Source organism: Alteromonas sp. MmMcT2-5 (genome assembly GCF_022348315.1).
In the GTDB taxonomy this organism is placed as follows: domain Bacteria; phylum Pseudomonadota; class Gammaproteobacteria; order Enterobacterales; family Alteromonadaceae; genus Alteromonas; species Alteromonas macleodii.
The window spans coordinates 1-14,591 of the sequence record NZ_JAKRFB010000017.1; the positions used below are offsets into that span (position 1 = coordinate 1).

Annotated in this window: 11 protein-coding genes and 1 tRNA gene; 6 read left to right on the plus strand and 6 right to left on the minus strand. The window is 44.3% G+C overall.

Features of this window, described 5'->3' with window-relative positions; all coding sequences use genetic code 11:
- The 5 genes from MHN09_RS09235 to mutY form a co-directional block, all read right to left on the minus strand.
- The coding region (locus MHN09_RS09235; RefSeq protein WP_239240320.1) for a formyltransferase family protein at positions 1-594 on the minus strand (594 nt) is incomplete at its 3' end.
- Positions 595-771: 177 nt separating this feature from the next.
- Positions 772-1,263 carry a DUF411 domain-containing protein gene (locus MHN09_RS09240; RefSeq protein WP_012516827.1) on the minus strand — a complete coding sequence of 164 codons (492 nt, stop codon included), beginning with the start codon at positions 1,261-1,263 and terminating at the stop codon, positions 772-774.
- A 1,470-nt stretch (positions 1,264-2,733) separates the two neighbouring features.
- Positions 2,734-2,809 (minus strand) — tRNA-Phe (locus MHN09_RS09245).
- Between the two features lie 151 nt (positions 2,810-2,960).
- A complete protein-coding gene (locus tag MHN09_RS09250) occupies positions 2,961-3,233 on the minus strand; it encodes an oxidative damage protection protein (protein WP_014947929.1) in 273 nt (90 codons plus the stop codon).
- A gap of 59 nt (positions 3,234-3,292) precedes the next feature.
- Entirely contained in the window at positions 3,293-4,360 is a 1,068-nt protein-coding gene (mutY, locus tag MHN09_RS09255) for an A/G-specific adenine glycosylase (protein WP_239240323.1), read from the minus strand.
- Between the two features lie 113 nt (positions 4,361-4,473).
- Here mutY and MHN09_RS09260 point away from each other — a divergent pair, with 113 nt between their 5' ends.
- The 6 genes from MHN09_RS09260 to arcA all read left to right on the plus strand — a co-directional run bounded on the left by MHN09_RS09260 (position 4,474) and on the right by arcA (position 11,261).
- Positions 4,474-5,178: an alpha/beta hydrolase gene (locus MHN09_RS09260; RefSeq protein ID WP_239240326.1), complete on the plus strand. Its 705-nt coding sequence runs from the start codon at positions 4,474-4,476 to the stop codon at positions 5,176-5,178.
- Between the two features lie 91 nt (positions 5,179-5,269).
- Positions 5,270-5,989, plus strand: a complete 720-nt coding sequence (trmB, locus tag MHN09_RS09265) for a tRNA (guanosine(46)-N7)-methyltransferase TrmB (protein ID WP_014947926.1) — start codon at positions 5,270-5,272, stop codon at positions 5,987-5,989.
- Positions 5,989-7,071, plus strand: coding sequence for a methyltransferase (locus MHN09_RS09270; protein ID WP_014947925.1), 1,083 nt, complete (start codon positions 5,989-5,991; stop codon positions 7,069-7,071). The genes trmB and MHN09_RS09270 overlap by 1 nt, the downstream gene beginning before the upstream one ends.
- Before the next feature lie 149 nt (positions 7,072-7,220).
- Positions 7,221-8,645, plus strand: coding sequence for a glycogen synthase GlgA (glgA, locus tag MHN09_RS09275; RefSeq protein ID WP_156077761.1), 1,425 nt, complete (start codon positions 7,221-7,223; stop codon positions 8,643-8,645).
- A 107-nt stretch (positions 8,646-8,752) separates the two neighbouring features.
- Positions 8,753-10,399, plus strand: coding sequence for a HAMP domain-containing sensor histidine kinase (locus tag MHN09_RS09280; protein WP_039236941.1), 1,647 nt, complete (start codon positions 8,753-8,755; stop codon positions 10,397-10,399).
- A gap of 154 nt (positions 10,400-10,553) precedes the next feature.
- On the plus strand, positions 10,554-11,261 hold the full coding sequence (arcA, locus tag MHN09_RS09285; RefSeq protein ID WP_061093994.1) for a two-component system response regulator ArcA: 708 nt from the start codon (positions 10,554-10,556) through the stop codon (positions 11,259-11,261).
- A gap of 157 nt (positions 11,262-11,418) precedes the next feature.
- On the opposite strand, the gene MHN09_RS09290 is transcribed toward arcA, so the two are convergent.
- A complete protein-coding gene (locus tag MHN09_RS09290) occupies positions 11,419-14,538 on the minus strand; it encodes a beta-galactosidase (RefSeq protein ID WP_239240329.1) in 3,120 nt (1,039 codons plus the stop codon).
- Positions 14,539-14,591: the final 53 nt, after the last annotated feature.

Here is a 14,591-nt window from a genome sequence, read left to right on the forward strand (position 1 = left end):
CCAATTTACAAACCTTCTTTTTACTGGAGGTAGACTTTGGAATGACGCTAGCTTTTCCAATTGAGGTGTGGCGTTATTATAAAGCTCATTAAAGTTATTGAGTAATTCTTCTAACAGAGTTTCTGCGAGTAACTGAGACTTGACCATCAATGATGATATCGTTTCATTGTCTTCGACCTCAAATTTCTCTTGGATTAGGATGCTACCTGCATCAAGTTTCTCAGTAAGTTTATGAATGCTAACACCCGCGTTCTCAGGGTTGTCGATAATGTAGGTTAGTGGGGTTGGGCCTCTACTTTTGGGTAGTAAAGATGGGTGGATATTAATCGCATATTTTATTTCGTTTATGGGTAGTTTGTATCCGTAATCTGCTACAACAAAGACTGTCTGCTCGTCATTTAAATATTCTTTAAGAGTCACGACACTTGGGCGTTCGGTGGAATAAACAATATTGTGTGTACGACAAATTCGTTTGATAAAGCTCGCATTTTCCTGAACATCGTTTATGAAAACGAGCTCAATGTTCAATCTAATTTTGATTAGAAGTGACAAACAATTCGAGAATAAGTCACTTCCAAAATAAACTATCTTCATATATGTTTGCACCTTCTGAGAGTAGCGAATGCCATGCTGCTTAGCAGTACACTAAATATTGCAAATGATTTAACAAGTGCTTTCATGATTACCTCTATCTTTGGTTAATATTCGGTTTTTAAAAATTAAAATTACTTTGATTGTCAAAAGTGCGCATTTATTTGTTTAACTTTGACTTCAATCGAATTGACTGTCGTAGCTATCTACTTTCGCGTAAGGTTCGTAGCTCCCATCTTGATATATAATGAAAACGGTATAAGGCATAAATTGCTCTGCTACTTCCATTCCGGGTGAACCTACTGGCATAGCCGGAACAGATAACCCGATAGCCTTTGGATGTTCTTCTAACAAAAATCGTTTTATAAACTTAGAAGGGACATGGCCTTCAAATACAAAGCCACTTTCTGTAACAGCGGTATGGCAAGAGCGAAGACTTGGCGAAATTCCGTATTCGTTCTTGATGTTGCTCAAGTTATGAAAGTCCTTTGTACGTAGGTGAAACCCTTGGCTTTCTAGATGGGTTATCCACTTTTTACAGCATCCACACGATGGTGATTTATAAACTAATAATTCGAAGACATCGTTTGCGCCATGGTGGATATTTGCCATGGCAACGCCAGGTAGAATTAGCAGTAATACCGCAGCTTGATAGGTGATTTTTTTTAACATTTTTGCCTCCAGACAAAGCTGGCACATATAGGTACATTAGCACCTAGATAATAAACAGGAACTGAAACAAATTGTGCGTGAAATTTGGACGCACTAACCCTGTGTTAGGCAAATATCGGGGGGCGAAAAAGTGAGGAAGTTACTGTAACTGGTTGTTGGAAGAATAAGCCAAATGAAGCGTCCGGCACCACTGGGCGTTGAACAATCATCATGAAAGCTATAAGGACGGGAGCATGAGTACAACCACCTGGTGGGCATGTGCATTCCGACGTGTTGCAACAATCTTTAATACTAGCGTTCTCGGAACTGCTAGAATCTACTCTCATACCATGGCTCATGTTCATAGAGCAATTCGATTCAGAATTGCTATTGTAGTGTTTGTTGTCAATAGCCATTTCAAAACTCATAGTATCTATAGCCATAGCTTGCCCAACGAGGGCAGATAGCACTGTAAATACTAGTATTAATTTTGATAGGGATTTAGACATTTTTTAAGCATTGAACATAACCTATACGGAGAATAATGGATTTTTTCGAATTGGTAAACAGTCGAGACTAATTTGTAATCAGAATAGCCCATTCATCGGCAGAATTTTAGAAATAGTCATGATGAGAGAAATAGCCTACAACAATGCAAATTTTTAGCCGCGCCACTAAATCCGTAATTCAGATACTGCGATAGAACTTGAACGCTCTAAGTAGTTGCCACAATGCTTTCTCTTTGTCCAGTTCCATTAACGTTATAACAGGAGGTACCCGGACTTACACAAAAAATTGAGGAGGCTGACAAATAAATGCTTGAGGAACTCGCGCTCTGACAGATAGAGTTTTTGATGTCGGCGACCTTATTGACAGAAACCTAAATTCTGAGAGGTGTTTGAATTTATTAGATGAGAAATGATTCTTTTCTGTATTAGGGAATCATGAAAAACTAATATTAGAAATCAATTTGAGCAAGCTATACCAATCTGAGCTTTGGTATCAGAATGAAGGTAAATGGTGGCAATACTTAGACAATGAGCTTAAGAATAAATATTTTAACTTAGCTAACAAGTTACCTCTTTCGATATCTATTGAAACGAACTTTGACAACATTGGAATAGTCCACGCAGATCATCCTTTCCATTCTCGGCCGCCTACATAAGACTGTCAAAATTATATTAAGCAAATTCTTTGGGAAAGGATATTATCCTAATAACAATATCAAAGACCCTAAATCTACTTTGTATAAATTCTCTGAAGATTTTATACACATATTCAATTACCGAAACTTCAAACTTACTCACAGTAAAATAAAGTTAGACTGCTAAAACAAAAAGCCCCGCATTTTCATGCAGGGCTTTCTGAATAATGGTGCCTCGCTCCGGGATTGCAACGCGCGGCGCAGCCGCAGGGGCACGTTAGCGTGTGCCTGTGTTTTCAACCACCGGGATCAAAAAAGCCCTCGCATTTCTGCAAGGGCTTGAATGATGGTGCCTCGACCCGGGATCGAACCAGGGACACGCGGATTTTCAATCCGCTGCTCTACCAACTGAGCTATCGAGGCTGAAACTTGTTAGCGTTCTAGGCGTTTGCTGCCTGTCCTGCTGTGGGTGCGTATTAAACGGTTTTCGCCTTCACAAGTCAACCGTTTTTCTCGCTTTTTTTGCGCTTTTATTACTGTTTGCGCATTGTTTGCTCAAAAAACGCTTTTTTGCTTATTTTTCAGGCGGAACATAGCCTTCAATCGTAGGCTCTACGTCGTCAAACAAGTAGGCCGACATTTTTTCTTCTAAAAACTTACGGGCATTCGGCTCCATCATATTCAACTTGTGTTCGTTAATCAGCATGGTCTGTTTCTTTTGCCATTCAGCCCATGCTTCTTTAGAAATGTTGTCGAAAATACGCTTACCCAGTTCACCCGGATAAAGCTGGAAATCTAAGCCGTCAGCTTCTTTTTGAAGCTTGCGACAAAATACCGTTCTTGCCATATTATTTCCTTTCGTTCGCTATCTGCTAAGCAATAAAAGTTACGTTGGGCTTAGAAGGCCTAACGCACTAACTGCTGAATAATCTTGGTTGTAGGTGCCGCTAAACCAACTTCAATAGGCTCGTTCAACGAAAACCAACGAAATGCCGTTTCGGCTACGCGCTTTGTTGGAGCAGAGTTTACCACGGCCACTACCGGGGTGATATCTAAATGAAAATGGCTAAAGGTATGACGGAACCCTTCAAGCGTTCGGGTTTCGTCGACATTGATACCTCGCTTGGCCAACTGCTCAATCCCCTCTTCTATTGAAGACACCTCAATAAAACCATATAGGCCACCCCACAGCCCTGTTGTGGGACGCTGCTCTAAATACACTTGGCTGTTAAACTGTGCCACCATCATATAGGTGGATTTTTCCGGTAGCGCCTTTTTCGGCTTCTTACCCGGGTAGTCGGCTTGCGCGCCTTGGGCGTAGGCAATACAGTCGGCTTGAAGCGGGCACTCATCACACTTTGGCTTGCTTCGCGTACAGATCATCGCGCCCAAGTCCATCATCACCTGTGTATAGTTGGCACAACGTCCGCCTTCTGAATTGGTGGGCGTGTTTTTCTCGGCCACTTCCCAAAGCTGATTCTCTACCTTTTTCTGTCCCGGCCACCCGCCGATTGCATAGTATCGGGCCAACACACGCTTCACGTTGCCATCTAATATAGGAAAGCGCATATTGCGAGATAGCGAAAGTATCGCCCCAGCGGTAGAGCGCCCTATGCCGGGCAAATCCATGACTTCTTCTAGACTATAGGGAAACTCGCCGTTGTATTTTTCTACCAGCGTATTCGCAGCTTTGTGAAGATTTCTTGCTCTTGCGTAGTAGCCAAGCCCAGTCCAATGATGAAGCACGTCGTCTTGAGAAGCCTTAGCCAAGTCGTGCACGGTGGGAAAAGACGCCATAAAGCGTTTAAAGTAGGGAATTACCGTGGTGACTTGAGTTTGCTGCAGCATTATTTCCGACACCCACACCTTATAAGGCGTAACGTCTTGTTGCCAAGGCAAATGCTTTCGCCCGTGTTTATCAAACCATGCGAGTGCTCGCTCTGCAAAGCTACCTGTATATTGTTGTTCTGTCATAATCGTCTGTATGGGCAGTTACTACCGCTTGGTCGTTTTCTACTTAGCGACCATTCATTAAAAAGCGCGCTATGGTAGCATGTAACTAGCCAGTTTATTGTTAAGGAGCACACGTGTCTGTGCAGCACCCTGTTTTATTTTTTCCCGGTACGCTCTGTGACGAGCGCGTATTTCTACCGCTTTGGCGCGAACTAAATATTGCACAACGTCGTTATGTACCGCTTCAATGGGCAGCATCGCTAGAAGAAATGCTGGCATTAAGTGAAGATCGTATTCTTGATAACGAAAAAGTGCACCTTGTGGGTTATTCGATGGGCGGGTTTATAGCTGCATTAGTAGCACAGCGCAATCCTGCCAATATTGCTTCGATAACCTTAATCGGTTACAACCCAGAAGGGTTATCAAAAGAAGAAATTGCAAAGCGAAAGCAGCTTACTACTATGCTTAAGCAAGGTAACTTTAAGCCTGACAACGACGCTTATCTCTCGCGATTTATACACCCTTCCCGCTTAGCGGATGAAAACGTGGCTGGCGTTGTAAAATCGATGGCGCAGGATTTAGGTAAAACAACGTTACTCAACCACACGCTAGCAACCACACCACGAGAAAGTACCGTTAAAGCGCTCGCAAAGATCAATGCGCCAGTAACGTTTATTACTGCCCAGCAAGACGCCATAGCACCAGCAGAAACAATTAAGCAGCTAAAAAATGTACTACCCAAAGCGACGTTCCACACCATTAGTGACGCCGGGCATATGGTAGTACTTGAGAAAACTGACGCCGTAGCGTCTATTATTGCAAAACAAACTGGCGTATAAAATTACAGCATTTTTGCCACTATAGCGTTGCATAAGCCGTGGGTAAGTGGATAATGCGCCACCATAAAATTGGGTAAGAAAGGCATTGCAAATGAGGCAATTCAAAAGTCAGGCGGAAGCAGAAGCCGCTGGAGTATACGTAAGCAAGGTAAAAAGCTTCGTGAAACGCGAAGGTAGACTTACTAAAGCACAAGAAAAAGCGCTAGAAGATTACTGGCCAACCAAGGGCATTGACTACGCTGAAGCACCGTTATCGCTGTCAGAAATTTTTGGCCGAAGTGCGCCTGTTGTTGTAGAAATTGGCTTTGGTATGGGCAAGTCATTGGTTGAAATGGCCGCAAATGCACCTGAGAAAGACTTTATCGGCATTGAAGTTCACCGTCCAGGCGTTGGCGCATGCTTAGCTGAAGCGAGTGAACAAGGCGTCGAGAACTTGCGTGTAATGGACCATGATGCGGTAGAAGTGCTTAAAAATATGATCCCAGACGGTTCGTTGTCTCGCCTACAGCTATTTTTCCCAGACCCGTGGCACAAGAAGCGTCACCACAAACGCCGTATTGTTCAGCCTGAATTTGTTGAGCTGGTTCGCACCAAATTAGCTATTGGCGGTTGTTTTCATATGGCGACGGATTGGGAGCAATATGCTGAGCACATGTTAGACGTTATGATCAATGCCGACGGTTACACCAATACTGCAACTGACGGCGACTATGTACCTCGTCCAGACTACCGCCCAATTACCAAGTTTGAAACCCGTGGCCAAAAATTAGGTCATGGCGTTTGGGATCTAATTTTCGAGCGTACTAAGTAATGATTTTATCTCCTCAAAGCCAACTGTTAGAACGTAATATCGCGCTTTTCGACGAAGGTCAGTGGGCATTTATCAACCCTTCTGATGCATATTTTCTGGACGGTCTTAAATCGCAAGAAGTCACGGTAATTCACCAATATTTCGATATTTTTTCAGAGTGCGTAAGAGTCGTACCCTCGGTATCGTTTGATAGCCGAGATATTACGCGCACAGGTTTTGAGGTGACGCAAAAAGTCGGAAATCATACTCATATATTTACGCCTTTCGTTGCACTAGAGAAATCTCACACTGACGTGATGATTTTCTTACCCAAAGCAAAAACCCATTTTCAGATGCTATTGCGAATGGCAGCCAGCATGGTGGGCCAAAATGGTCGTATTCACGTGGTGGGTGAAAATAAGGGCGGTATAAAGAGTGCTGCTAAGTTGATGGACCAATACGGACCAACCCAAAAGGTTGATTCTGCTCGCCACTGCAGTCTTATTACCGTTTTAGTTGAAGAGCCACATCTTGCCTTTGAACCGGATGCATGGCTCGATATGAATACGTATCACGTTGAGGGCACAGCTTGGCAAGTGGCCTCTATGCCTGGCGTATTCAGCTACAAAGAACTGGATGCGGGAACTGAGCTTTTACTAGAAAAACTCTCAACATCATTGAGTGGTGAAATTCTGGATTTCGCATGCGGCGCTGGCGTGATTGCCAGTTATATAATGCTTAAGTATCCGCATTTGAAGCTTCATCTTACTGATGTTAGCGCACTTGCAGTTTACTGTAGTGCACTCACCCTAGCAGACAACGGATTATCAGCAACACTATATGCTGCGGATGGATTGCACGGTTTTACCCAAAAAGTACAGCATATTGTCACCAACCCGCCATTTCATACTGGCATTAAAACTGACTACACCATCACTAAGCGCTTTATCTCTGACGCTAAAGCAAGCTTAAGTCGTGGCGGCACTATGCAGATGGTGGCAAACCGATTCTTACCCTACCCAGGTTTACTCGCTGAGCACTTCCAAACGGTCTATACCACAGCACAAACGTCGCAATTTTCTGTTTATCAAGCGGCTTTGTAATTAAAAAAACCATTAGCTTGTGCTAATTTAGCTTTTCTACCTGTTGCTCATGCCATTGCATACTCCACGCAATGGCATACGGCGCTTTTTCCGTACACTATATTTAAGCATTACAAGTGCACTGCACGTTACGCTCTGGGGGATCACCTGTGAATATTGTATTTGCTATTTCAGAAGTTGAAGAATTGGTAAAAACCGGCGGCCTTGCAGACGTTGGAAAAGCACTCCCACTCGCGCTAGATACCTTGGGCGAAAGCATCACCATTGTTATGCCTTATTACCAAGTACTGGCTGAACAGTTGAACCTACCAACTGTAACCGAGCAACAAACCCTGTTTACTGAAGGTCAGGTGTACCATTTTGATATTCGCTACATGCAATGGCACGGTATTCCTATTTACTTTGTAGACTCGCCCGAATACTTTATGCGTGAAGGGCTATACGCCAACGCATTTGAGGCCTATGAAGACAATGGTGAGCGCTTTAGCTTTTTCAGTGGCGCCGTACTTCAAACGCTAAAAGCTATTGATAAAAAGCCTGACATTATTCACTGTCACGACTGGCATGCGGCCATGCTGCCGTTTTTACTTACCCACGACAAATCTGGGTATTTTGACGGTACTAAAACCATATTCACTATTCATAACGCGGCTTTTCAAGGCGTGCATAAGCTTGAGAGCATTCCCTTTCTTCGCCATCATCCAAACATTCTGGCGCAAGTGCACGGCGGTTACATCAATATGCTGCAAAGCGGAATTGAGTTTGCCACGAAAGTGACAACCGTAAGCCCTAACTATGCGAGCGAGTTACTTACTGACCTAGGTAGTCATGGCCTGCACGAGCGGCTTGTAAATCGTCAAGCCGACTTAAGCGGTATTCTTAACGGATGTGACTACACGCAGTGGAACCCCGAGACAGATACATTCCTACCTGAGAATTACAGTGTAGAGAATCTTCATCCAAAGACCGCATGTAAACGAGCATTACAGGAGAAGTCGGGATTACCTGAGAATGGCAACGTACCGCTTATTGGAATGGTGTGCCGGCTGACTGAACAAAAAGGCTTTGGCTACATACTGCCCATTTTGGACGATTTAATTAAGCACAATGTTCAAATGGTAATTGTGGGCACGGGCGACCCTAAAGTGTGTATGGACCTTGGCGAATTCGCTCAACAACACCCTGACCAATTCGCGTTTATAAATGGGTTTAGTTCCGAACATGCCCATTTGGTAGAAGCCGGCGCTGATTTCTTCCTAATGCCTTCTCAATTTGAGCCGTGCGGATTGAACCAGATGTACAGCTTAGCTTATGGAACCATCCCCATCGTACGTTCGGTAGGCGGACTCAAAGACACGGTTATCGATTACAGCAACGATAGCGAAGGTACGGGTTTTGTGTTTGATGATCCTACGCCATATGCACTGCTATCTTGCATTCGTCGAGCTCTGCTGGCGTTCTACGAAGATGCCGGAAAATTCAGGGCGATGCAGCAACGTGGAATGCGAACGCGATTCACATGGGAAGCAGCGGCGAAGAATTACCAGCAACTATACGTTTCAACCCTCAACTAAAGGGCTTTGCGTACATTAATTATTGTTTATGGGCGTCTTCCTTTTTGCGCATTTTTGCGCCACTATGAATATATGGAAGACGCGAATGGACAATACGCAAAACGGATATGACGGATAAAGTAGTCAAGCTTACGATTAAAAGCCTTTTCATTTGGGTGGTAATGTCAATTACTACGTTTTCGCTTGCAGTGTTATCCAGTCTTGCCGTCTACACGCAAATTAAAACCTACCGTCATGAACTTGAGTCTAACGCACTCATGTTGGCCAAGTTGGTCGCAAGCAGTTCAGCTATGTATCTTTATGACGAAACGCCAGAGCGCATTGAACTTGCCCTAAGTAACCTTGCTGCCGCCGACCATGTTTTAAATGCCCATGTTTACAAAGCGCAAAGCGGTAACCTAGAGCCCCAGATTTTCGCCTCTTATAACAAGGAAGGCCAGTTATTGTTAGGAGGCAAGGAAAATCAACTGGCGTCCATGTTTATGACACCTCAATTGGCCGACAATGGTCAATACCTTGAATTAAGTGCAAAAGTCTTCGACACTGAGACGAACATTCAGTTGGGCTGGATTTATTTACGAATTTCCTCAGAGAATTTTAACCAGCTTGTTGGAAAGTCGATTTGGCTTAATTTGGCAGTAGCCTTGGCGCTATTGGCTATTAGCTTTTACTTTGCAGTGCGTATGCAGCGTATTGTAACTGGCCCCGTTGAGGACATTGCCAACTTCTTGCAGCGTACTTCACGACAACGTGATTATTCAGCCCGTGCCAGCGGCTCCACCATTAGAGAACTCGATATCTTGGCTGACGCCGTGAATGTGATGCTGTTTCGCATGCAAGAGTACATGCAAAAGCAACGACAGGCGGAGGAGCAACATAGAAAGCTCAATGCCAGCCTAGAAGATATGGTAAGTCACCGAACCACCGCCCTTAAGGATGCAAACCAGGAACTTATTCAAACGTTAGAAAAGCTACATCAGTTCCAGCGTCAAATTGTACAGAATGAAAAAATGGCCTCGCTTGGTGATATGGTTGCGGGCGTTGCGCACGAGGTAAATACTCCGATAGGTTTAGGCGTTACTGCGTCGACAATGATGTTAGACAGGTTAGCGGTTATTCAAAAAGACTTTGAAAATAAGACGCTGAAAGCCAGTGCAATGAAACGCTTTTTGGATGAAAGTAACGAAAACCTCAACATTATTTACCGCAATTTGAACAGAGCTGCCGAACTTATTAGCAGTTTTAAGCAGGTTGCTGTAGATCAAACCTCAGAATCTAGCCGAAGTTTTTGCGTTGTACAGCTAGTTAATGAGATACTATTGTCATTGCAGCCTCGACTCAAAAAATTAAAACACAACATCAACGTAGATTGCGACCCTACCCTTAGCGTTGAAACGAAGGCTGGCCCAATAAATCAAATCTTGATTAATTTAATCATGAATTCGGTTATTCATGGGTTTGAAACCATGGATGAAGGCACTATTGATATTCGTGCCGAAATGGTGAGTAGCAATAAGCTCAAGCTTGTTTATACCGATAACGGAAAAGGCATTTCCCCAGAAATTCGCAAACGGATATTTGACCCCTTTGTCACTACGAAGCGTGGGCAAGGTGGTTCCGGATTGGGAATGCACTTGGTATACAACTTAGTAACGCAAGCCCTTAATGGTTCAATATCGATTACCAGTGAGGAAGGCAACGGCGTAGAATTTGTAATTATCTTCCCCGTTGTTAATGCGAAAACGTCAGAATAGTTGTATAAAGTATGAACTTTTCTTGATTTTTATTGGCTAACCCCAATACCTTAACAGTAAGAATATTCACAAGTTGCTTGCAATCAAGTACATGAATATTAAAATTTAACCAGTTAGTTGCTTAAATCGTATTTTAGAAAGAGTGTAGAACACCATGCAGACGCCAAATGTGTTAATTGTTGAAGATGAGGTGGTAACCCGTACCACGCTTAAGAGTTTATTTGAAGCGGAAGGGTATAATGTGTTTGAGGCCGAGAACGGTGATCAAATGCATGATTTCTTCGAGAATCACGCTATCAATTTGGTTATCATGGACATTAACCTACCGGGTAAAAATGGCCTTATTTTGGCACGTGAAGTACGTGACCGTAAAAACGTCGGGCTTATCTTCCTAACGGGTCGTGATAACGACGTTGACCGTATTCTAGGTCTTGAAATTGGCGCAGACGATTATCTGACTAAGCCATTCAACCCTCGTGAATTGACTATTCGCGCGCGCAACTTACTGTCTCGTACTACAAACTCTTCAGAAGACGACGATTTACCAAGCCGTGTAAGCTTCAACGGTTGGACGCTTGACGGTGATAGCCGTTCATTGATTTCTCCAAACGGTAAAGAGTTCCGTCTACCACGTAGTGAATTCCGTGCACTTCACCTTTTCCTAAGCAACCCAGGTAAAATTCTTACCCGTGAGCAGCTAATTATGGAAATGACAGGGCGTGAACTTCGTCCGAATGACCGTACGGTTGACGTAACGATTCGTCGTATTCGTAAGCACTTCGAATCAGATCCTTCAGATGAAGAATTGATTGTAACCATTCACGGTGAAGGTTACCGTTTCTGCGGTCAGGTTGACGGCTAAGACGTTGCCTGAACGAGTTTTGAATTAATGAAAAGCCGCTACTGTGTAGCGGCTTTTTTATATGTAAACACTTTATCCCAATGACGGCATAGCTATGCTATGCCGCGAATTGTCATTTGAGATATCGAGTGCTAAATGCTCGGCTTCACACTGAGGATTAGCTGTCAGCAGCGCTAAAGCAAACTGAGTAGCGGTATTGCTTCTCTTCCAACAAGAATGCTTTATGTGTACTTGGGCTCCATGAATCATCGCCGCCTACGCCCATGTGGGCATGATCTATGTACACAAACACACAATCTTGAGGTGTTAAATCACAGGTGTGTTTTGCCTCGTCTAGCTGTGCTTGCCCATATTCGCTCACGTTAAAATAGAACTGTCCTCTTGCTTTCAGGCCGCTAACTTCAAGTTGCGTACAGCCACAGCGCAAGCCGTTGTCCGTTGGGAATATGTAGCACGTTTGCATCTCTTCTATAGGTAAGGTGTAGCGACCATAACGCGCTGCCGCTTTTCTGTCAGGATAGTTCTCAAATGGCCCTAGTCCTTGCCAGGTAATCGACGTTGGCTTATCGGCTACAGGCACTGCCGTTTGTATACCAATTCGCGGCATAGGTGGTAAACCGTCATCCAAGAGCACTTCAACGTCTACCGATAGCTTAGCCTGTGCATTTATGGTGTAAACCCACTTTGTTGCAGCTACCAGCTTTTCTGAATGGTGATAATCAAATAACGATGTTATACGCACGTCTTGCGCGCCCTGCTCTACGTTTACGCCCGTGCAAGTGCGTGTCCACTTGCCAATACCAGCACGACGCCAGCGAGACTCCCACGCATTTGGGTCTGGATTATCAACTTCGCTTACCCCAATGTCGTTATCTAGCGGCGCTCTGAAGAAGTTATCTTCTAGCGGCGCGGCAAGTGTTTCCTCCGCGCCTTGAAGCCACGAGGTTAATAGCCCTCTCTCACTATTAAAGCTAAATACGTTATTTTGCGCATGTACCAGCAACATCCCATCCTGAGCTTCAATTGATAGCTCACTAGTGCCGCTTGTTGTTTCGTTATCATTAAGAGAAAACGATACTATTCCACGCTTGTTGACTAGCGCTAACTGGGCGGTGTCCATAACATGCCCTGCTTTAGCCCACGAGCAGTCATTCGCTAGTACCACATCAATATTTAAGTGGTAGTCAGCGCCTGCTTTAAACGTAATATCTGGGCTAAGACTGAGCGTTTGTGCTTGTTGTGGCGCTATGTCGATTTCGCATTCGCCCTTCGCCTCAGCAATCAGTTGTCCATTTTCTAACACTTGCCAACGTAATAACTCGTTGTCTGTGCGTCTAAATAAGTAACCGCTGCTTACTGTAAGCTCAAACTTGTTGTCTTTCTCAACCAACGAAAAGCTTAAGTGCTGCTGACAATATTTAGCTTCTAATAAGTGTGGATGTGGCGTTCTGTCTGGAAATAACAGACCGTTTATACAGAATTGTCTGTCGTTTTCAGTATCGCCGAAGTCTCCGCCGTAAGCCCAGTATGCTTCGCCGCTATTAGTGTGCTTTACTAACCCTTGATCAACCCAGTCCCAAATAAAGCCACCTTGAAGGCGAGGATAAGCCTTAAACGCTTTCCAGTATTCATCAAAGCTACCCAAGCTATTACCCATAGCATGCGCATATTCGCATAGAATAACGGGGCGGTTTTCCCCCGGCATCGACAACCATTTTTTAATGGCCCACTTAGGCACTGCATCGTCTTTAATGTCGGTATCAACCCGTGCGTACATTGGCGCAATAATGTCGGTAGCCGAAGTATCAGCGCCGCCGCCTTCGTACTGTACAGGGCGCGATGGGTCAAATGACTTTGCCCAGCCATACATTGCATCGTGGGTAGGGCCGTGACCAGACTCATTCCCCAACGACCAAATAATGATGCTGGGGTGATTTTTGTCGCGCTCGACCATTTGCGTGAAGCGCGCCATGTAGGCGCCGGCCCATAGCGGGTCGCGAGAAAGCCTTCCCATTGGGAACATACCGTGGGTTTCGATGTTGGCTTCATCTACCACATAAAGCCCGTATTCATCACAAAGCTCATACCAACGAGGGTGATTTGGATAATGAGCGGTACGCACAGCATTGAAGTTGTTTTGCTTTAACAACTTAATGTCTTCAAGCATGTCATCTTCATTGATTGCATGCCCTTTCGTTTGATGGTGTTCGTGACGGTTAACCCCACGAATTAGCACAGCTTTACCATTTATCAGTAACTGGCCGTTTTTCATTTCAATGTTTCTAAAGCCAACGTTATAGGCCTCAACATCAACGGCATTGCCATTCTCATCAATAAGCGAGACTACGATGCGGTACAGATTCGGTGTTTCAGCAGTCCAGTGTTTAGGTTCATTCACATGAAGCGTTTGAAAAACTACATCATCCCAACCGCCCTTTTCATCAATACGCTTATTGTTAGTGCCGGTAATGACTTGCTCGGTAACAGCGTTATCGCCATCAAAAAGCTGGATACCCACTTTGTAAGTAGAAGGCGCATTGATGGCGGTACGTACGGTTACTGTTGCGTCGCGATAGCATGCGTCAAGGCTTGGCGTAACAAACACATCCTGAATGTGATGCTGAGGTTTGGTGACTAGATTTACGTCGCGGAAGATACCGCTAAGCCACCACATGTCCTGATCTTCTAAGTAGCTGCCGTCTGACCATCGGATAACCATTACCGCTAGCCGATTTTCACCTTCAACCAAGTAGCCGGACAAATCAAATTCAGCCGGTAGTCGACTGTCTTGGGAATAGCCTACGTACTCGCCGTTGCACCACAAGTGAAACGCGCTATTTACCCCTTCAAAGACGATATGATTGCGCTGTTTTAACTCATCCTTAGTAACGTTGAACGTTGTTCGGTAGCAACCCGTTGGATTCTCGCTGGGTACCACTGGAGGGTTCACCGCGAAGGGATATTTAACATTACAGTAAATCGGTTTGTCGTGACCTTGCAGCTGCCAGTTAGAAGGTACCGCAATAGGCTGCCAATTAGCAGACTCATCATCACTTAATGTTTTAGAAAGTAGGCTTTCAGGTACGTTTGCTGGTGCCTCAAATAAACGGAAATCCCACTGACCGTTTAAACTACGCTTTTGCGCATTGGTATTTTGCAATGCGTCTTTTAGCGTTTTATATCCGTGATGTGGGCTGTGGGCATTGATACGATTCCTCTGAAATACAACCGGGTTTTGCCAATCGTTTTGAGCCACTACTTGCGCAACATTAAGCATGTCATATCCTTTACTTTTTCGTTAAGCGCAATATAGCTAACTTTCATTAAATC

Bases quoted from the DNA above. Each gene is read 5' to 3' on its own strand.
- MHN09_RS09250 (WP_014947929.1), bottom strand. From the start codon at position 3,233: ATGGCAAGAACGGTATTTTGTCGCAAGCTTCAAAAAGAAGCTGACGGC.
- MHN09_RS09240 (WP_012516827.1), bottom strand. From the start codon at position 1,263: ATGTTAAAAAAAATCACCTATCAAGCTGCGGTATTACTGCTAATTCTA.
- MHN09_RS09290 (WP_239240329.1), bottom strand. From the start codon at position 14,538: ATGCTTAATGTTGCGCAAGTAGTGGCTCAAAACGATTGGCAAAACCCG.
- MHN09_RS09270 (WP_014947925.1), top strand. From the start codon at position 5,989: ATGATTTTATCTCCTCAAAGCCAACTGTTAGAACGTAATATCGCGCTT.
- mutY (WP_239240323.1), bottom strand. From the start codon at position 4,360: ATGACAGAACAACAATATACAGGTAGCTTTGCAGAGCGAGCACTCGCA.
- arcA (WP_061093994.1), top strand. From the start codon at position 10,554: ATGCAGACGCCAAATGTGTTAATTGTTGAAGATGAGGTGGTAACCCGT.
- trmB (WP_014947926.1), top strand. From the start codon at position 5,270: ATGAGGCAATTCAAAAGTCAGGCGGAAGCAGAAGCCGCTGGAGTATAC.
- MHN09_RS09280 (WP_039236941.1), top strand. From the start codon at position 8,753: ATGACGGATAAAGTAGTCAAGCTTACGATTAAAAGCCTTTTCATTTGG.